The following is a 19,157-nucleotide window of genomic DNA, read 5'->3' as shown; positions in this document are numbered from 1 at the left end:
GCCGTCGCACCCGGCTTGGTCTAGACCGCGGCTGATCGACTGCTACCGTCAGCCCCGACGGGTCGACCGAGAGGGGACAGCGGTGGCAGACGGCGGGAGACAGGAGCGGCGGGCCTTCATCGGGTCGTTCACCGCGGCGGGCGGCCCCGGTGTCGTCACGGCCGCGGTGGCGGAGCCGGACGGCTCCCTGATCCTGCTGAGCGCCGCCGACGACGTGCGGGACCCGTCCTACCTGGCGCTCTCGCCCGACGGCGGGACGCTCTACGCGGTCAGCGAGACCACGGAGGGCGCGGTGGCCGCGTACCGGGTGAAGGACGGAGCGATCGAGCTCACCGGCCCGCCCGTCCGCGTCGGCGGCAGCCCCACCCACCTCAGCCTGCTGAACGGGCACGTCCTGACCGCCAACTACGGCTCCGGCAGCGTCAGCGCGGTCCCGCTCCGCTCCGACGGGCGCCTCGCCCACGCCCCCTCCGGCATCCTGTGGCACACCGGCTCCGGCCCCCACGAGAAACGGCAGCGCGAACCCCACGCGCACCAGGTGCAACCGGACCCCGCCGGCCGCTGGGCCGTCAGCGTCGACCTCGGTACGGACTCGGTGCGGGTGTGCACCCTGGAGGGCGGAGCGCTCGCCCTGCACCGGGAGATCGCGCTGCGCCCCGGTTCCGGCCCCCGCCACCTGGCCTTCCACCCGGCCGGCCGGCACGCCTACGTCGTCAACGAGCTCACGCCCACCGTCACCGTCTGCCACTGGGACGGCGAGACCGGCTCGCTCAGGCCGGTGGCCGAGACGCCGCTGCTGCCCGCCGCCCCGGCCGGGGACGCCTACCCCTCGGGCATCGCCGTGGCGCCGGACGGCCGGTTCGTCTGGGTCGCGACACGCGGCGAGAACGTGCTGTCCGCGTTCGCCGTCGAGGCGGACGGGGAACGGCTGCGGCCGCTGGGCACGGTCCCGTGCGGCGGCGACTGGCCGCGCGCGCTGACCCTGTCCGGCGGCTTCCTCTACGTCGCCAACGAGCGCTCGGGGGACGTCACCTGGTTCGCCGTGGACCAGAGCACGGGCCTGCCCGAACGGGCCGGCGCGGTCGGCGTGCCGGCGGCGTCCTGCGTGGTCCTGGGCTGAACGCCCACCGCCCGCGCCGCGGCCTTCCCGTACGGCGAAGGGCCCGCCCCCGTCTGCTGACGGGAGCGGGCCCTCGCTGCGTACGGCGTCCGGTCAGCGCACCGGCGTGCCCTGCGGCTGCTGAGGGGCGATGCCCAGCGAGGTCGTGTACTTGGCCAGCGCCAGCTTGCCGATCGCCGGGTAGGCGCCGAGCGCCTCCGCGGCGGCACAGCCCGCCTCCTTGGCCGCGGACTCGACCAGCTCGGCCTCGATCTCCGGGCCGACCAGGTACGGCGCCAGCGCCAGCTGCTGGGAACCGGACGAGCGCAGCTGCTCGGCGACCGACGCGATCGAACCCTCCTGGTCGAGGGCCGCCGCCATCACCGGCACGGCGAGACGGGCGGCGAGCAGCATGCCGGTGATCCCGGCCGCCTGCACCGCCTCCTCACCACCGACCGACGCGAGGATGATGCCGTCCGCGGCGGTCGCCACGGTGAACAGACGGGCCCGGTCGGCGCGGGCCAGACCCGCCTCCGACAGCCGCACGTGCAGCGCCTCGGCGAGCAGCGGGTGCGGGCCGAGGACGTCGGTCAGCTCGGCGGCGACCCGGCTGTCCATGACGGCCTGGCGCACACGGCGCAGCAGCGCGCTGTCCGGACCGGCCAGCAGCGGCACCACGACCGCGACCGGACCGTCCGGCTCCTTGACGTCCACACCCGCGGCGCGCGCCTGCTCGTAGCGGGCGGTGCGCTCGTCGGCCGTGCGCGAGAGCACGGTCTGCAGGGCCGGGAACTCCCCGTCGTCCCCGTCGAGGTACCCGATCCGGGCGTCGAGGCCGGGCAGCTCGGAGCGGGCGATGCTCACGACCTCCTCGGCGAGACTGCGCGTGGCGGCGGCGGGCGTGCCCGGAACCGCGAGGACGAGCGCGGGCGCGCCCTCGGGAGCCGCCAGCGGTTCGGGGCGGCGGTGCCGTCCGGGCTGGCGGGGGCGCGGCATTCGTACTGGCAGGCCGGACGCGGGCCCAGTGGGGGAGCTCATGGCGCCGCATGTTACTGGCTTTGAGGGTTCCCCTGTTCGGGGAGGGTGCAGGTGAGCGGTATCCGTCCTGTTTTGTCTGATGAGTTACGTACCGAATCGAACTGATCGAGGTGTGCAATCGGACCGGAAGTGACAACTCACCCCGCGCATTCGCCGACTTGTCCCGTCGTCGTACGAAACGTGGGGACGCCGCCGCATCAATCCCTTTGCGGCGACGGGACGAAGAGCATCCGCTCGTCGGCCGGCAGGGCCAGGACACCCCGGGACAGATCGGTCGCTATCCGCACCGCGCCGTGCAGGGGATCGCCCTCGGCCGTCACCCGCCGCGCGTGCGGCAGCCGCTCGCCCAGCTCCTTCTCCAGCGGTACGAGCAGGGGGGCGCCCAGCTTGAACAGGCCGCCGGTGAGGGCGATCCGCGGCTCGCCCGAGGGCGGGCACACGGCGGCCGCCGACTCGGCCATGTGCCGGGCCGCCGCACGCAGCACCCCGGCGGCCACCGGATCCCCGGCCGCGCAGGCCGCCACCCGGGGCGCGAAGGAGGCCAGTACGGCCGCCCGGTCGGAGCGCGGGTAGAGCCGGCCCGGCAGTTCCGGCATCGGCCCGAACATCTCCTCGGCGCAGGCCAGCAGCGCCGCCGAACCGCCGTCACGGCCGTCGTGCGCGCGCAACGCGGCCTCCAGGCCCGCCCGTCCGATCCAGGCGCCGCTGCCGCAGTCGCCCAGGAGATGGCCCCAGCCGTCGGCACGGCGCCATCCGGCCAGATCGGTGCCGATGGCGATCACACCGGTCCCGGCGGCGATCACCGCGCCGGGCCGGGGCCCCAGGGCGCCGGTGTACGCGCTGACCGCGTCGGCGACCAGCGCGACCGTGCCCACGCCCAGGTCACGCGCCAGCGCGCCGGGCAGCTCGGCGCGCAGGGCGTCGCCCAGGGTCGCGAACCCCGCGGCCCCCACCACGGCCGTCTCCAGCCGCCCCACCCCGGCCTCCGCGGCCAGCGCCCGTGCCAGGGGCACCAGTTGCTCCATGAGGTGGCCCGGTTCGATGCCCCGCGCGCCGGTGCGCACCGGCGCGCCGGCCGAGCCCTGCGCCAGTGCCCCCCGCCCGGGCACGCCGACGACCACGCGCAGCCCCGAACCGCCCGAGTCCACCGCGAGGAAACCGGACGCCTCCGCCCCCGCGGACCCCGTCACGGCAGACGCCAGTCCACCGGCTGCCCTCCCTGCCGGATCAGCAGGTCGTTGGCGCGGCTGAACGGACGGGAGCCGAAGAAACCGCGGTCGGCCGACATGGGCGAGGGGTGCGCGGACTCCACCGAAGGCAGGTCGCCGAGCAGCGGGCGCAGATTGCGCGCGTCACGCCCCCACAGGATCGACACCAGCGGCTTGCCGCGCGCCGCCAGGGCCCGTATGGCCTGCTCGGTGACTTCCTCCCAGCCCTTGCCGCGGTGGGCGCCCGGCTTGCGCGGGGCTGTGGTGAGCGCCCTGTTGAGCAGCAGCACGCCCTGCTCGGTCCAGGGCGTCAGGTCACCGCTCGACGGCTGGGGCAGCCCCAGGTCGCCGTGCAGCTCCCGGTAGATGTTGATGAGGCTTCCGGGCAGCGGACGGACCTCGGGCGCGACCGAGAACGACAGTCCCACCGCGTGGCCCGGGGTCGGGTACGGATCCTGACCGACGATCAGGACTCGGACGTCGTCGAAGGGCTGCTGGAAGGCGCGCAGGACGTCGGGACCGGCCGGAAGGTAGGTGCGTCCGGCGGCGATCTCCGCGCGCAGGAAGTCGCCCATCCGCGCGATCCGGTCGGCGACGGGTTCGAGGGCCTTGGCCCAGCCCGGTTCGACGATTTCATGCAGGGGTCGTGGTGCCACGGGCGTCACCCTACTGCCGTGCACGGTGCGCCGATCAAGCGGTGGCCGAAGGCCGGCCGAGGACGACCGGACCGCGGGCGCGGGTGAACGGGTCCTCCCTTCTTGCGAGTTGCGCGTTTCGGCATCGGTGTCTGTGTCGGTGTCCGCGTCGGCATCGGCATGGGGATGCGCGTCGACACCGGCGGCGGGGCCGGGGGCCGAGGCGGGGGCGGCGAGGCTCAACCGATCACCGCCGCGCGCACGCACAGCACGTCCGGCAGGTGCGAGGCGAGCTGCTGCCAGCTGTCGCCGTCGTCCGCCGACGCGTACACCTCGCCGTTGCGGTTGCCGAAGTACACGCCGGCCGGGTCGGCGTCGTCGGTGCACAGGGCGTCGCGCAACACCGTGCCGTAGTGGTCCTCCCGGGGCAGGCCGGCCGTCAGGGGTTCCCAGCTCTTGCCGGCGTCCGCGGTGCGGAAGACGCGGCAGCGGTGGTCGGCGGGCACCCGGTCGGCGTCGGCGGTGATCGGGAAGACGTACGCCGTGTCCCCGCGGTGCGGATGCGTGGCGGCGGCGAAGCCGAACGTCGAGGGCAGCCCCTCGCCGATGTCCGTCCAGTGCGCGCCCTTGTCGTCGCTGCGGTAGACCCCCCAGTGGTTCTGCAGATACAGCCGGTCGGGGTTGACCGAGTCCTGGGCGACCTTGTGCACGCACTGGCCGAACTCCGGGTCGGGATCCGGCAGGAACACCGCCGACACCCCGGAGTTGGAGGGCGTCCAGCTCGCGCCGCCGTCCGTCGTGCGGAACACGCCGGCGGTGGAGACGGCGACGGTGACAGCCCTGGGGTCGCGCCGGTCCGTCACCACCGTGTGCAGGCCCTCGCCGCCGCCGCCCGGCACCCACTTGGAGCGGGTGGGGTGCTCCCACAGCGGGCGGACCAGTTCGAAGCTCTCGCCGCGGTCCTCCGAGCGGTACAGCGCGGCCGGCTCCGTGCCCGCGTAGACCACGTCCGGTTCGGCGGCCGCCGGGTGCAGCTGCCACACCCGCTCCAGCGAGGCGCCCGTGTCCTTGGGGAACTTCACGGCCGGACGGGCGGGCTCCGTCCAGGTGCGGCCGAGGTCGTCGGAGTGGAACACCGACGGTCCCCAGTGCGAGCTGTCGCCGCCGGCCAGCAGCCGTGTGGTGCCGCCGCGGGTGTCGACGGCGACCGAGTACACGGCCTGCGCGTTGAAGTACGGACTGTCGTCGAACTCCCAGGAGCCGCCCCGCCTGCGCCCGATGAACAGGCCCTTTCGGGTGCCCACGGCGAGCAGTACCTCGGTCATGCCGATCACCTCCGCGACGATGCGTCCGGACGTCTTTGTCCCGGACACCGGCCAGTCTGCACCCCGCCACTGACAGTCACCTCCGCGACGGCGTCCGCGCAGGTCAGGGCGGCGTCGTCAGCGAGCCCCCGGTCCCGTGGCGAGGCGGCGCGGGACCCCGGCGGACACCCATGGGAGGGCCGGGGCGGGGAACTCGTCGTGAGCACGGGGGAGTCGTCCCGCGTATGGGATGGCGGTCAGGCATCTCCGTGTGTGCGTGAGGAGGAAGCCCTCGATGGCGTTCCGGGGTCCGAAGGTGTGGCTGTGGCGGTGGCGCCGCAATCCGCTCAAACGCCGCGCCGACACGGTGGAGGCCTGGGTGCTGCTCGGCGCCTGGGTCGTCACCGTCCTCGCCGGGGTCCTCGCCGGGTGGACCGCGAGCCGTGGCGTGGAGAACGGGCTGGCCCGCGAGCGCCTCGACTGGCGGCCCACGGTGGCGCTGGTGATCCGGCAGGCGCCGGGCACGGCCGCGTCCGGCGCACCCGGTACGGCGAACGACGGCGGCGAGGTCAGCGACCCGAATGCCGTGGACGCCATGAACGCCGGCAATGACAGCGGCGCCCTCCGGGTGTGGACGGAGGTCCGCTGGGCCGCCCCGGACGGCACCTCGCACACCGGCCAGGCCCGGGTGCGACCCGGGAGCGCGGTCGGCGCCCCGGTCACCGTGTGGACCGACTCCCACGGCCGGCTGGTGACCCGGCCCGCGACCGCGGCGCAGGCCCACACCCGGGCCGTCATGATCGGCGCCCTGGTCGGAGTGAGCGCCGCCGCGGTCCCCTTCGTGGCCGGCCGCCTCGTGCGCGGACGTCTGGAACGCCGGCGCCTCGACCAGTGGGACACCGAGTGGACCGACTTCGGCCCCACCTGGAGCCGCAAGACCTGGTGATCCCCGCCCAGGACACCCGCACGCCTCGCGTGCCCCGCCGCGCGCCCCCGGTCGCAGATCCGGGCCGCGCTCACACCGACGCCGGCAGCGCCCGCTCCAGGATCGTGCCGAAGTCCGTCCCGTCCGGGAGGGTGCCGAAGGAGTGGCCCCAGTCGGCGGCCAGACGGGTCGCGCAGAAGGCGTCGGCGACGGCGGGCGGGGCGTGGCGGACCAGGAGGGAGGCCTGGAGGGTGAGGGCCATCCGCTCGACCAGGCGGCGGGCGCCCACCGGGGAGGCCTGGCGCAGGTCCTTCCTGAGGCCGGCGACGGCGGCGTCCAGCCGGGCGTCGGCGCCCCGGGACAGGTCGAACTCGGCGAACAGGGCGTCCGCGGTGCCGGGTTCGCGCCCCAGCGCCCGCAGCACGTCCAGGGCGTTGACGTTGCCCGAGCCCTCCCAGATCGACAGCAGCGGGGCCTCGCGGTAGTGCCGGGGCATGCCGGAGTCCTCCACGTAACCGTTGCCGCCCAGGCACTCCAGGGCCTCCGCGGTGAACGCCGGGCCCCGCTTGGTGACCCAGTACTTGCCCACCGCTGTGGCGATCCGCCGGAACGCCGCCTCGCCCGCGCCGTCCGCCTCCCCGCGCACCGCCCGGTCGGCCGCGCCCGCCAGCCGCAGGGTGAGGGTGGTGGCCGCCTCCGACTCCAGCGCGAGATCCGCGAGCACGTTGCGCATCAGCGGCTGGTCGAGCAGCCGGGCGCCGAAGGCGCTGCGGTGCCGCGCGTGGTGGCCCGCCTCCACCAGCGTCTTGCGCATCAGCGCCGCCGACATCATCACGCAGTCCAGGCGGGTGCAGTTGACCATCTCGATGATGGTCCGCACGCCCCGCCCCTCGGGCCCGACGAGCCACGCCACCGTGCCGTCGAACTCCGGCTCGGAGGAGGCGTTGGAGCGGTTGCCCAGCTTGTCCTTCAGCCGCTGGATCCGGAAGGTGTTGCGGGTGCCGTCGGGCAGCACGCGCGGCACCAGGAAGCAGGACAGCCCTCCGGGCGCCTGGGCTAGGACCAGGAACACGTCGCACATCGGCGCCGAGGTGAACCACTTGTGCCCGCGCAGCGTGTACACGCCCGGCTCGCCCGTCGGCGTCGCCGCGGTCGTGTTGGTCCGCACGTCCGAGCCGCCCTGCTTCTCGGTCATCCCCATGCCCGCGAGCAGCCCCGGCTTCTCGGCCGGCACCCGCAGCCCGGGTTCGTAGACACGGCTGGTCAGCAGCGGCTCGTAGACGGCGGCGAGTTCCGGCTGGGCGCGCAGCGCGGGCACGGCGGCGTACGTCATGGAGGTCGGGCAGCCGTGCCCGGCGTCGGTGTGGCCCCACACCAGCCCGCCCGCGGTCCGGGCGACGTGCGCGCCGGGCCGCTCGTCGGCCCAGGGCGACCCGGCGAGCCCCTCGGCGACCGCGGCCCGCATCAGGTGGTGCCAGGCAGGGTGGAACTCCACCTCGTCGACGCGGTTGCCGTACCGGTCGTGCGTGCGCAGTTCCGGCTCGTGCCGGTTGGCCAGCTCGGCCCACTCCTGCACCTGCGCGCTGCCGGCCAGCGTCCCGAGCCGGCGCACGTCCGCCTCGGCCCATCCGGCGCCCTCCCGGCGCAGGCCCTCCATCAGGGCCGCGTCGTCGGACGCGTCGTAGGGAGTCAGCGGTGGGGCCTGGTTGGTGACGTCATGCGTGACGCCGTGGGTGGCGCCGGGGGCGTCCGCGTGGTGCCGGTCGTGCTCGAGTGTGGAGGCCATGCGGTCAGTGTTGCATTTCCTCTGCGGTCGTAGCAATGATGCAACATCGCGCGTTCCGTACAGTACGTGACCATGAACGCCTCCCGGGAGCCCGCCGGGGCCGCCCTGCGCCCGCTGTCCGCGCGGTCGGTGGTCCTCAGCCTGCTGCTGGGCACGCATCCCCCCGAACTGCCGGTGAAGGACCTCGTGCGGGTCGTGGAACCCTTCGGGGTCGGCGGATCCACTCTGCGGGCGGCGCTGAGCCGGATGGTGACCGCCGGTGACCTGTGGCGTTCGGACACCGTGTACGGCCTCAGCGAACGGCTGCTGGAGCGCCAGCGGCGCCAGGACGCGGCCGTGCACCCCGAGACCCGCCGCTGGCGCGGCGAGTGGGAGGTGGTCGTGGTCACGGCGACCGGCCGCGGCCCCGCGGAGCGGGCCGAGCTGCGCGCCCGGCTGACCGCCCTGCGCCTGGCCGAACTGCGCGAGGGCGTCTGGCTGCGCCCCGCCAACCTCGGCCGCCCCTGGCCCGGGGGCCTCGACCGGGTGAGCCGCCGCTTCACCGCCCGGCCCGAGGAGCCCGCCCGCGAACTCGCCGCGAGTCTGTGGCCGCTCGGCGCCTGGGCCGAGACCGCCCGCGAACTGCTCGCCCTGGTGGCGCGCGCGGACCGGCCCGCGGACCGCTTCACCGCTCTCGCGGCCGTCGTACGACACCTGCTGGCCGACCCCGTGCTTCCCGCCGCGCTCCTGCCCGACGACTGGCCGGCCCCGGACCTGCGCGCCGCCTACACCGCCTACCAGCGCGAGCTCACCGAGGAGATGCTCGGCCGCGCGGGCCGGTGAGAGCGCGTCGGCGCGGGACCGTCACTTGTAGGTGATGTCCGACGCCGCGTACTTGCAGTACGCCCCGTCCGCGTCGGTGCCCTTCTTCGTGGGCTCCTTGCCCGTGTTGTTCCCGACGTACTTCCGGCAGGGGACGATCTTCCTGCCGGAGTCGCCCACGATCGTCTGGTGGGAGGACGTCGGCGAGTTGATGCCGGCGAGCCGGCCGCCCTCCGGGATCGGTCCCTGGTCCTCGTCCTGGCTGCCGGTGCCGAGGTCCCCGCTGCCGTAGAGGCGCTTCCTCCCGTAGTCCTTGGTGCCGGAGACCGGGATGGTGGCGGTGACGGCCTGGCTGCCGTTCGCGGTGGGCCAGGTGGCGGTGCTCGGGGAGGAGAGCGCTCCTTCGGTCATGAGCATGGCAATCGAGAGGCCGAGTGCGGCCAGGCCTCCGGTCAGTGCGCGCCGCCGGGCGCGCGGACGTGCGGCGGAAGTCGTGCCTCGACCCGGTCGGCGCGGCGTCGGCGACCCCGGCCTGCTGCGGAAGGGCGAGGGCCGCCGCGAGTACGCATGCGGGTGTGAGTCCCTTCGGGAGGGTGTACTCGGTCGCTTACGTGAAAGACGTACGCCATGCGGAACGATGTGCGCGCTCAATGCGACCGCAGGGGGCTCGAATCGCCCCTGCCGGTCACGTTGCTGAACGAAACGTAGACGGTAGTGCTTTCCGGCCAACGCTCGCCGTGCATGACATCCAGCCACCTGAGCGCAAGGCAAGGGCTGTCTGCCCAGGACTCTCGCGGTGGCGTCCGGTGGCGGGGGCGCCGTCCGTGGCGTTCCCTGAGTACGACGGGGATGACCAGCGCAGTCGCGGGCACCCGGGGGGCACCAAAGGCGATCTCACCCCAGGCGAGGAGAGTCATGACTGAGCGGAAGTCGTCGTCGGTCCTTGCGGCGCCCCTGCACGGCGCAGCCCATGTGCTGCGCCGGGTGCCGGGCGCCGGGGTGGTGGGCAGGGCCGCCCAGGGAACGCTGAACAAGGTCGGCGCGGTCTCGCCCCGGGGGCGGCGGCTGGCCGTCTACACCGGGGCCGGGGTGCTCGGTGTCGCCGGCGTGGTGGAGTGGCCCGTCGCGCTCACCGGCGCGGCCGTGGCCTGGCTCACCCAGCCCCGGCCCGCCGGGACCACGGACGGCGCGAGCGCCGCACGGGACGGCGCGGTCCAGGACCGGTCACGGTCCGCCGCGACCGGCCCGGTCACCGCGGACGGAGAGCCGGCCGGGGCCGTCGCGTCCCGGACCGCGGCGGGCAAGCGCGCGTCCACGGCGGCGACCAGGACGACGGCGCGCAAGACCACGGCCAAGGCCGCGACGAAGACGGCGAGCAGGACCACCGCCAAGACCGCGAGCAAGACCGTCGGCAAGACCGCGGGCAAGTCCGCGGCGAAGACGGCGGGCGGGACGGCCGGCCGGTCGGCGGGCAAGGTGTCCGGCACGCGGGACCTCGCCTCCGCGGCCCTCAAGTCCACCGGAACCGCGTCGGAAACCCCGTCCGAGGGTGCCTCCGGCCGGAGCGGCCGGGGCAAGCCGTCCGGGACCCAGGCGTCCGCAGGGCCTCTCGGCCCCACGGCGCGGCCCGACCGCACCACCCTCTGAGGGCGCGCCATGGTGCTCGGTCTGCTGACGGCGCCGGCGGCCGCCGCCCGGCTGCTGCCCGCCGCCCCCCGGCTGCTCGCCCGCGCGGCCGCACCCGCGGTCGGGGCGGCCGCCGGAGCGGTGGCCGGAACCGCGCGCGCCGGCGTGCGCGGCGCCGACGCCGCGGCACGCGTCGCCCGGGTCGCGCGCAACGCGCTGCCCGGCGCCGGCGACCACTGGCGCTCCGGGGCGCGCGCGCACCTGAGACTGCGCGCCGCGGAACCCGAACAGGTGCGCCGCGCCGGCGGCACCGAACACCTGGCGCGGCGCCTCGCCGCCAGGCTGGCCGAACGGCCCGACGTGCTCTTCGCCTACTGGGACCAGGGCCTCGCCCGCCTGGTCGTCACGGTCACGGAGGACGAGGTCGCCGACGAGGTCATGGACCACGCGGCCGAGCTCGCCGCCCGGCACGGGCTCGCCCTCGCGGCCGGCGACCCGGAGGAGACCACGCACCCGGCCGACCCCGCGGGCGTCCGGGCCGCCGCCGCCACCCTCGCGGCCGACGTGGCCGGCATCGCCGCCGGGCTCACCGCCTCGGCCCTGCGCCTGCCGCCGTCGCCCCGCCTGGTCACCGCCACCGTGACGCTGCTGCGGGAGAACCCACGCTTCCGCGCCTGGCTGCGCGCCCGCCTCGGCGGCTCCCGCATGGACCTCCTGCTGGCCTGCGCCAACGCCGCCGCGCACGGCGCGGGACAGAGTCCCACCTCGCTGGTGCTGGACGGAGTGCTGCGCACCTGCCAACTGGCCGAGACGGTCGCCCGCTCGGCCGCCTTCGACTCGGTCCACGACGAACTGTGCGCCCCGCACCGCGTGAGCGTTCCCCCGGACGGCTCCCCGCGCCCGCCGCTGCACGTGTCCCCGGCCCAGGAGTACGCCAACCACGCCTCCGCCGGCAGTCTCATCGGCGCGGCCGCGACCCTGCTGGTCAAGCAGGACACCGCCGAGGCCGCCGAGGCGGTCCTGGCCGGCTCGCCCAAGGCCGCCCGCTACGGCCCGGCCGTCTTCCACGCCGTGCTCAGCACGGCGCTCGCCCGCACGGGCGTGCTGGTGCGCGACCCCGAGCGGCTGCGGCAACTGGAGATGGCCGGCACCGTCGTCCTGCACCCGAGTGCCCTGCGCACAGCGGACGGTGAGGCGGATCCGTGGGCCGAACCCGTACTGGACGCGGCACGCCGGGCCGGACTGAAGGTCGTGGTGGTGGACCACCCCTCCCTGGAGGACATCACCGGGCTCGCCGACCAGGTCGTGGACGCCCGGCGGCCGCTGGACGACGTCGTGCACGGGCTGCGCGGCGACGAGGAGGAGGGCGAGGGCGGCGCGGTCCTCACGGTCGCCCGGATGCGCTCGGCCGACGAGCGCGACGTGCCGGCCGCGCTCAACGCCAGCGACATCTCCGTCGCCCTGGCCGACGGAGACGGGGCCGTCGTCTGGGGTGCCGACATCCTCGCCCTGCACGGACTGCCCGACGTGTGGCGGCTGCTCACCGCCATCCCGGCGGCCCGCTTCGTGGGCCGCCGCTCCCAGACGCTCGCCCGCTCCGGCGCCGCGCTCTCCGGACTCCTCGTGGCCGTCGGCGAGTCCAAGGGCGGACGCGGGCGCCGTGCCGTACTGCCCGGACTGCGGCACGCGCCGGTGGACGCCGGCGCCGCCGCCGCCCTGCTGTCCGGTGCGCGCGCCGCCCTCGGAGTGGCCACCGCCCGCGCCCCGCACCCACGTCCGCGCGTGCACTGGCACGAACTGGAGTGGGACGAGGCCCGCGAGCGCCTCGAACAGGAACCGGTGGCCGTGCCCACCGCCCTGCAGCAGGCGGCCACCCGGGTCCGCAAGGCCGCAGGCACCGTCACCCGGCACCCCGCCGTCGCCCCGGCCCGCTGGACCTGGCAACTCGGCCAGGCCGTACGCGGCGAGCTGCACGACCCCCTCACCCCCGTGCTGGCCGTCGGATCGGCGGCCTCGGCGATCCTCGGCTCCGTCATGGACGCCCTGCTGGTCGTCGGCGCACTGGACCTGAACGCCCTCGTCGGCGGCATCCAGCGGCTGCGCGCCGAACGGGCCCTTTCCGGGCTGCTCGCCGACCAGAAGCGGAAGGCTCGCGTGGCGCCCCCGCCCGGCGAGGCGCCGGCCGGCGGCACCCGCACCGTCGACGCCGGGAAGCTGCGGCCCGGCGACGTGATCGAGCTCAAGGGCGACGACGTGGTGCCCGCCGACGCCCGGCTGCTGTGGGAGGAGGGCCTGGAGGTCGACGAGTCGGCGCTCACGGGGGAGTCCCTGCCGGTGCAGAAGCAGACCGACCCGACCCCGCACGCCGCCGTCGCGGACCGGCTGTGCATGGTCTTCGAGGGCACGACCGTCGTGGCCGGGCAGGCCCGGGCCGTCGTCGTGGACACCGGCGAACGCACCGAGGCCGCCCGCGCCGTGCACCTCGCCGCGCGCACGCCCCCGGCCGCCGGTGTGCAGGCGAGGCTGCAGGAACTCACCCGCAAGGCACTGCCGTTGACACTCGCGGGCGGAGCGGCCGTGACCGGTCTCGCACTGCTGCGCGGCACCCCCATCCGCGAGGCGGTCAGCGGCGGCGTCGCCGTCGCCGTGGCCGCCGTGCCCGAGGGCCTGCCGCTGGTCGCCACGGTCGCGCAACTCGCGGCCGCCCGGCGGCTCAGCCGCGGCGGAGTGCTCGTACGGACCCCGCGCACGCTGGAGGCGCTGGGCCGGATGGACACCATCTGCTTCGACAAGACCGGCACCCTCACCGAGAACAAGCTGCGCGTCGTACGCGCCTCCGACGCCGACGGAAACGTCCACGCGGTCCGCGACGGGGCCTCCGTCGGCACGCTGCGCACCGCCGCCCGGGCCTGCCCCCGCCTCAACGGCGGCTCGGAGCGGCCGGTGCACGCCACCGACGAGGCCGTCCTCGACGCGGCCCCGCCCGACGCCGACTGGGCTCAGCTGGAGGCGCTCGGGTTCGAGGCCGCCCGCGGCTACGCCGCCGCCGTGGGGCGGGCCGGCGACGGGCCGCGCGTCCTCGTGGTGAAGGGCGCCCCCGAGACCGTCCTGCCCGCCTGCTCCGGCCTGCCCGCCCACGCCACCGACACCTCGCACGACCTGGCCGGCGCCGGACTCAGGGTCCTGGCGGTCGCCGAACGGCGGCTCGGCGAAGGGGAGAACGAGACCGACGCTCTCGAACAGGGGCTCGGGGACCTGGAGTTCACCGGCCTGCTGGCGCTCTCCGACGTGCCGCGCGACACGTCCACGGCCCTGGTGAGCGGCCTCTACCAGGAGGGCGTACGCCCCGTCATGCTCACCGGCGACCACCCGCAGACCGCCCGGGCCATCGCCACCGAGCTGGGCTGGCCCGAGGACACGCAGGTGGTCACCGGCGACGAACTGGCCGCCGCGGACCGCTCGGCCCGGGCCCGGATGCTGCGCGACGCCGGGGTCGTCGCCCGGGTCGCGCCCGAGCAGAAGCTCCAGGTCGTCGAGGCGCTGCGGGACGCGGGCCGGGTGGTCGGCATGGTCGGCGACGGCGCCAACGACGCGGCGGCGATCCGCGCCGCCGATATCGGCGTCGGCATCAACGCCCGCGGCTCGGCCGCCGCGCGCAACGCCGCCGACATCGTCCTCACCGACGACGACCTCACCGTCCTCATCGACGCCGTCGGCGAGGGCCGCGCCCTGTGGCACAGCGTCGCCGACGCCATCGCCATCCTCATCGGCGGCAACGCGGGCGAGGTCGGGTTCGGCATCCTCGGCACGCTGCTGTCGGGGCGCGCACCGCTGTCCACGCGGCAGATGCTGATGGTGAACCTCTTCACCGACCTCTTCCCGGCCATGGCGGTGGCGGTGACGCCCAAGGAGGACGCCGAGCAGGCGCGCGCGGGCTCGCCCGAGGACGCGGCCGGAGGAGTCCTGGGCGAGCCGCTGATCCGGCAGATCCGCCACCGCGCCATGACCACCTGCCTGGGCGCGGTCACGGCCTGGCTGATCGGCCGCTTCACGCCCGGCACGACCCGCCGTTCCGGCACGATGGCCCTGTGCGGAGTGGTCGGCACCCAGCTCGCCCAGACCCTCCTCGACCGCCGCGACAGCCCGCTGGTCCGGGTGACGTCCCTGGGCTCCGCCGTCGCCCTGGTCGCCCTGGTGCAGACCCCCGGCGTCAGCCGCCTCTTCGGCTGCACCCCGCTGGGCCCGGTCGCCTGGGCGGGCGTCATCGCGGCGATCGCCCTGGCCCTGGCAGGCCAACGAGTCCTCCCTCGCGTGGAGGAGACGATCGCACGACTCCTGCCGGAAAAGGCGCGGGCCTGAGCAACCCGCGCACGGGCCTGGGGGCGCGTGCACGGGTCGGGTGTCCGCGTCGGCCCGACCGCCGCCGGGTGCGCTGTCGGCGCAGGGGAGCGCGCCGGGTGCGGTGGGGTGACGGGGAGCGCGACGGGAACGGTGGGGCGGTGGGGAGCGCGACGGGAACGGTGGGGCGGTGGGGGAGGGCGCCGGGAACGCCCGGGCGGCGGAGACCGTGCCGCGTACGGCGGGGTGACGGCGGGTGCACCTGACATGGACGCCTGGAGCGCGCCTGGAGCGCGCCGGGACGGCGCCGGCGGCCGTGAGCTCGCCGGAGGCGGCGTGGCCGGACACGAGCCGCTCCGCGTCCCGGACCGCAGGTGGGACTCACGGGCCCGGCCGGGCCCGGGCGGGGTGCCGGGCCCTTGGGTCCGGTGGGGTCCGCGACCCGTGGGCCGGACGGGGACCGGGATCCGTGGGTCCGGACGGGGACCGGGATCCGTGGGTGCGGACGGGGACCGGGATCCGTGGGTCCGGATGGGGACCGGGATCCGGTCGGCCAGGGCTGCGGGGGCTGGTCAGGGTGTGCGAGCCGCTGCGGCTGCCGCTGTTCGCAGGGCATTCCAGTCCGGCAGTTTCACCACGCTGCGGCCGAGCGAGGCGCCGAGTTCCGCCTCCGCCCGCTCGATGGCCTGCCAGCCCGCCCAGCCGACCGGTTCCACACCCTCGGCACGCAGCGCCGCCACGGTGTCCTCGGGTACCGGCCTGCCCGCGAGCACGGGCGCGTCCGCGAGCAACGACGCCACCGTCTCCTTCGCGCACGGCCGGTTGGTGCCGATCACGCCCGTGGGGCCCCGCTTGATCCAGCCGGCCACGTACTCGCCCCGCGCGACGGCCCCGTCGCGCAGCACCCGCCCCTGCTGGTGCGGCACGGTCCCGGTGGCGGCGTCGAACGGCAGCCCCTCCAGGGGCACCCCGCGGTACCCGACCGAGCGCAGCACGAGCTGCGCCTCGACGTCCTCGTACCGCCCGGTGCCGGTCACGCCGCCGTGTCCGTCGGGCACCGTGCGCTCGAACCGCACCGCGCCCACCCTGCCGTCCACGGGGAGCAGTTCGACGGGCCGCAGGAAGAACCGCAGCCGGATCCGCCGCGCGCGCCCCTCCGCCGGGGCCGCGGCCCAGCCGCGCAGCACCTCCACGTTGCGGCGCTGGGCCGCGGGCAGCGCCGCGGGGTCGCCGTACGCCGGGTCCAGCGCCAGCTCCCGCGGGTCGACGACGACACCGGCGTCCGGCAGGGCGCCCAGCTCGCGCAGCTCCTTCGTGGTGAAGCGGGCCTGCGAGGGGCCGCGCCGGCCCACCATGTGGATCTCGCGCACCCGGCTCGCCGCCAGCGCGGCCAGCGCCGCCTCGGGCATGTCGGTGGGGTTCAGCTCCGCCGCGCCCCGGGCGAGCATCCGCGTGACGTCCACGGCGACATTGCCGACGCCGATGACCACGGCGCTGCGCACGTCCCGTACGTATCCGTCGTCGACGGCGTCCGGATGCGCGCTGTACCAGGACACGAACTCGGTCGCGGACCAACTCCCCGGCAGCCGCTCGCCCGGGATGCCCAAATGGCGGTCGGTCGCCGCGCCCACGCAGTACACCACCGCGTGGTACAGCTCCAGCAGCCGGGCGACGGACAGCCCGGAGGGGCCGCCGACCTGCACCCCGCCCAGGAACCGGACGCGTTCGTGCTCCAGGACGGCACGCAGGTTGTTCTGCAGGGACTTGATCTTCTCGTGGTCCGGCGCCACGCCGTACCGCACGAGCCCGTACGGGCACGGCAGCCGGTCGAGTACGTCGACGTGGACCGCTGGGTCCTGCTGGACGAGGCCCTGAGCGGTGTAGCACCCGCTCGGCCCCGAGCCGATGACGGCGACACGCAGCACGGCGGAACCCCTTACCCCGGCGGACGGAGGAGATCGCTGATGCCCCCAGCATGACACCGACGACCCCACCGGGGGAGAGCCCCGGCCCCGCCCCCGTGGCGTGTCGCCGATTCACCCCGCCCCGGCACCGCGCGGGCCGCGGGCCAGGGCCTTTCTGAGAGGCCCTAGGTCGCCGATGCGTCCGGGGCCGGGCGGCCGGTCGCGAAGAAGCGGGAGAGGTCCTTCTCGCAGGGGGCGCCGGGCGTGCCGGGGACCGGCGGCGCCCCCATCTCCCAGTCGAGGCGGTAGCGCTTGAACAGTTCCGCGCGCAGCACCGGGACCGGCATCGGCGCCCCGGGAACCAGTGCCGCGTAGACCGCGCCCATGAGCAGGGCGCGCAGCATCGGGTAGTCCGTGTCGACGTCCGCCGAGCCGTGCCTGGCCACCGTGTCCCGCAGCAGCTGGGACAGCCGCTGCTGCTCAGGACACTGCACGAACCCCTCGGCATGCAGGATGCCCGCCATGTGCTGGCGCATGAGGACCGGCCGGTCCCGGGCGAGGCCGAGGATCGCGTCGATGGCCCGCGCCATCCGCTCCCGGCCGTCCTCGGTGCGCGGCTCGCGCTCCAGGCCCTCCTCCAGCGTGCGGTGCATCAGCCGGTGCACCGCGGACTGCACGAGCTGGCGCTTGCCGGGAAAGTAGTACGAGACCAGTCCGCGCGCCGAGCCCGCCCGGCGGGCTATGTCGCCGAGGGTCGTCGCCTCGTACCCGTGTTCGCCGACCAGTTCGACCGCCGCCTGCAGCAGCCGCTCCCGGGAACGCCGCCGCAACTCTTCATTGACCGAGGCGCTGCGAGGGGACATGCTGGAACTCCTGCGTTGACTGGCTGCCAGCCAACTATACTCAACGCGAGCGCGCCGGACCCTTCGCGGGTCCGGTCGGGCTGCCGTCCGCCTCGGGCGACGCGGGGGATCGCCCGAGGCGGACTCGCCTCCCACCGATCGGTGGCCCGAGGCCGCTGCTCCCGTCCCGCCGCGTGCGGCACATCGGTCGCGCGGCGCGTGCCGCCTCCCTGCGGATCCTGGGCGGGATCACGCGGGTGGTCGAGGACGAGCGCGTACCGCGCGACGCCCTGGCCTCCGGGAGGATCGACAACGCGACGGAACAGCGGCGGCTCGGCGAGCTGGAACGCGAACTCGACAACTCAGCCCCCGCGGAACTCAGCCCCCGCGGAACTCAGCCCCCGCGGAACTCAGCCCTCGCCGAACTCAGCCCTTGCGGGGCACCTGGTCGAGGACCGGCCGGAGCGCGTCCGGGCGCTCGGCGACCGGCAGGTGGTCGACGAAGTGCACCCCGCATCCCAGGGCCGCCGCGCCGCCGTCCGCGTGACGGTTGTCGCCGACCATGACCACCTCCTCCGGCTCGGCGCCCAGCGCCGCGCAGGCGGTCGCGAACAGCCGCGGATCCGGCTTCTGGACACCGTGCTCGTACGACAGGACGTAGGCGTTCACGTAGGGGTCGAGCCCATGGGTGCGGAACACGGGGCGCAGGTCCCAGCCGATGTTGCTGACCACGCCCACCCCGATCCCGCGCTCGCGCAGGGTGCGCAGCACCTCGGCGGCGTCCGGGTACGGTGCCCAGGCGGCCGGTGTCATGTGCCGGTCGTACAGCGCGTCGTGCAACGCCGGGTCGGGGAGCGTCACTTGACGGGACAGCGCGGTGTAGGCGGCGCGGTGCAGTTCGGCGCTGCTGTCCCGGACCGCCCACAGGTCGACCAGTTCCTCCGGCAGTTGTGAGGGGCTCGCCCCGCCCGGCAGCGCGCCCGCCTCCTCCAGCGCCCGCACCGCGTGGGCCGACTCCTCGTCGCCGAGGGTCAGACCGGCCTCCTCCAGCACGGCACGCAGCCACGACTCGGTGGGTTCGACGCGGAAGAGGGTCCCGGAGAAGTCGAAGAGGACGGCAGCCATGGTCACGATCCTAGGACGGGTCCCAGGCCGGTCCTAGGACGGCGATCCGCCCGCGCGGGCGGTTTTCGGCCGTACCACCCGCCAGTCGTACGCCCACACCGCGGCCGCCGCCACCGTCGCACCCAGCAGCCAGCCGCCCAGCACGTCGGACGCCCAGTGCACGCCCAGCCAGACACGGGTCAGACCGACACCCACGACGGAGACCGCGGCCGTCACCAGGGCGATGCGCCAACGGGTCCGCCCCACGCCGTGCCGGTGGAGCAGCCACAGGAGCAGACCGCAGACGACCGTCGCCGTCATGGCGTGCGCCGAGGGGAAGGCCGCGAAGCGGGCGGAGTCCACCGGGTCCGGCCAGACCGGGCGCGGTCTGCCCACCGCCGCCTTCAGCGCCTGCTGCAACAGCATGGCCGCCGCGCAGGCGCCGACCAGCCACAGGGCCGGCCGCCACCCGCTCCGGCGCCGGGCGAGCCGGAGTGCGGCCGCCGCGCACAGCACGCGCATGGTCACCGGGTCCCAGACCCAGTCC

The 19,157-nt window shown here is 75.5% G+C and carries 15 protein-coding genes; 5 read left to right on the top strand and 10 right to left on the bottom strand.

Annotated elements, in window-relative coordinates; translation table 11 throughout:
* Window positions 1–82: 82 nt before the first annotated feature.
* A complete protein-coding gene (locus tag IE249_RS07575; protein WP_189703985.1) occupies window positions 83–1,120 on the top strand; it encodes a lactonase family protein in 1,038 nt (345 codons plus the stop codon).
* Between the two features lie 93 nt (window positions 1,121–1,213).
* Here the strand turns inward: IE249_RS07575 and IE249_RS07570 are convergent, their stop codons facing one another.
* From IE249_RS07570 to IE249_RS07555, 4 genes are all read right to left on the bottom strand, one after another.
* Window positions 1,214–2,137, bottom strand: coding sequence for a sirohydrochlorin chelatase (locus IE249_RS07570; protein ID WP_189703984.1), 924 nt, complete (start codon window positions 2,135–2,137; stop codon window positions 1,214–1,216).
* Between the two features lie 197 nt (window positions 2,138–2,334).
* The gene (locus tag IE249_RS07565) at window positions 2,335–3,327 is read right to left on the bottom strand and encodes an N-acetylglucosamine kinase (RefSeq protein WP_189703983.1); all 993 of its coding nucleotides are present in this window, start codon (window positions 3,325–3,327) and stop codon (window positions 2,335–2,337) included.
* On the bottom strand, window positions 3,324–4,001 hold the full coding sequence (locus IE249_RS07560) for a uracil-DNA glycosylase (protein WP_189703982.1): 678 nt from the start codon (window positions 3,999–4,001) through the stop codon (window positions 3,324–3,326). The genes IE249_RS07565 and IE249_RS07560 overlap by 4 nt, the downstream gene beginning before the upstream one ends.
* 218 nt (window positions 4,002–4,219) lie before the next feature.
* Entirely contained in the window at window positions 4,220–5,305 is a 1,086-nt protein-coding gene (locus IE249_RS07555; RefSeq protein ID WP_189703981.1) for a WD40/YVTN/BNR-like repeat-containing protein, read from the bottom strand.
* Window positions 5,306–5,579: 274 nt separating this feature from the next.
* Between IE249_RS07555 and IE249_RS07550 the strand changes: the two genes are divergently transcribed.
* Window positions 5,580–6,230 (top strand): Rv1733c family protein, encoded by a 651-nt coding sequence (locus tag IE249_RS07550; RefSeq protein WP_189703980.1) that lies wholly within the window; start codon window positions 5,580–5,582, stop codon window positions 6,228–6,230.
* Window positions 6,231–6,300: 70 nt separating this feature from the next.
* Here the strand turns inward: IE249_RS07550 and IE249_RS07545 are convergent, their stop codons facing one another.
* On the bottom strand, window positions 6,301–7,995 hold the full coding sequence (locus IE249_RS07545; RefSeq protein WP_189703979.1) for a DNA alkylation response protein: 1,695 nt from the start codon (window positions 7,993–7,995) through the stop codon (window positions 6,301–6,303).
* 72 nt (window positions 7,996–8,067) lie between these two features.
* On the opposite strand from IE249_RS07545, the gene IE249_RS07540 reads away from it, so the two are divergent.
* Window positions 8,068–8,817 carry a PaaX family transcriptional regulator C-terminal domain-containing protein gene (locus tag IE249_RS07540; protein ID WP_189703978.1) on the top strand — a complete coding sequence of 250 codons (750 nt, stop codon included), beginning with the start codon at window positions 8,068–8,070 and terminating at the stop codon, window positions 8,815–8,817.
* A gap of 21 nt (window positions 8,818–8,838) precedes the next feature.
* Here IE249_RS07540 and IE249_RS07535 read toward each other — a convergent pair whose 3' ends face one another.
* Window positions 8,839–9,213: a hypothetical protein gene (locus tag IE249_RS07535; RefSeq protein WP_229857782.1), complete on the bottom strand. Its 375-nt coding sequence runs from the start codon at window positions 9,211–9,213 to the stop codon at window positions 8,839–8,841.
* Between the two features lie 498 nt (window positions 9,214–9,711).
* On the opposite strand from IE249_RS07535, the gene IE249_RS39970 reads away from it, so the two are divergent.
* Both IE249_RS39970 and IE249_RS07525 read left to right on the top strand, forming a co-directional pair.
* Entirely contained in the window at window positions 9,712–10,443 is a 732-nt protein-coding gene (locus IE249_RS39970) for a hypothetical protein (protein WP_373304356.1), read from the top strand.
* Window positions 10,444–10,452: 9 nt separating this feature from the next.
* Window positions 10,453–14,781: a cation-translocating P-type ATPase gene (locus tag IE249_RS07525; protein ID WP_189703977.1), complete on the top strand. Its 4,329-nt coding sequence runs from the start codon at window positions 10,453–10,455 to the stop codon at window positions 14,779–14,781.
* Between the two features lie 551 nt (window positions 14,782–15,332).
* Here the strand turns inward: IE249_RS07525 and IE249_RS07520 are convergent.
* The 4 genes from IE249_RS07520 to IE249_RS07500 all read right to left on the bottom strand — a co-directional run.
* Window positions 15,333–16,685: an FAD-dependent oxidoreductase gene (locus IE249_RS07520; RefSeq protein WP_189703976.1), complete on the bottom strand. Its 1,353-nt coding sequence runs from the start codon at window positions 16,683–16,685 to the stop codon at window positions 15,333–15,335.
* 164 nt (window positions 16,686–16,849) lie between these two features.
* Window positions 16,850–17,527: a TetR/AcrR family transcriptional regulator gene (locus IE249_RS07515; RefSeq protein WP_189703975.1), complete on the bottom strand. Its 678-nt coding sequence runs from the start codon at window positions 17,525–17,527 to the stop codon at window positions 16,850–16,852.
* A 405-nt stretch (window positions 17,528–17,932) separates the two neighbouring features.
* Window positions 17,933–18,631 carry an HAD family hydrolase gene (locus tag IE249_RS07505; RefSeq protein ID WP_189703974.1) on the bottom strand — a complete coding sequence of 233 codons (699 nt, stop codon included), beginning with the start codon at window positions 18,629–18,631 and terminating at the stop codon, window positions 17,933–17,935.
* A 33-nt stretch (window positions 18,632–18,664) separates the two neighbouring features.
* Window positions 18,665–19,157, bottom strand: a 493-nt coding sequence (locus IE249_RS07500; RefSeq protein ID WP_229857779.1) for a phosphatase PAP2 family protein, incomplete at its 5' end; no start/stop codon positions are given.

The sequence above is a fragment of the Streptomyces anandii JCM 4720 genome (genome assembly GCF_014650655.1).
Classification (GTDB): domain Bacteria; phylum Actinomycetota; class Actinomycetes; order Streptomycetales; family Streptomycetaceae; genus Streptomyces; species Streptomyces anandii.
The sequence above is the reverse complement of the archived record's forward strand: the minus strand, read 5'-3'. Positions and strand labels throughout refer to the sequence as shown.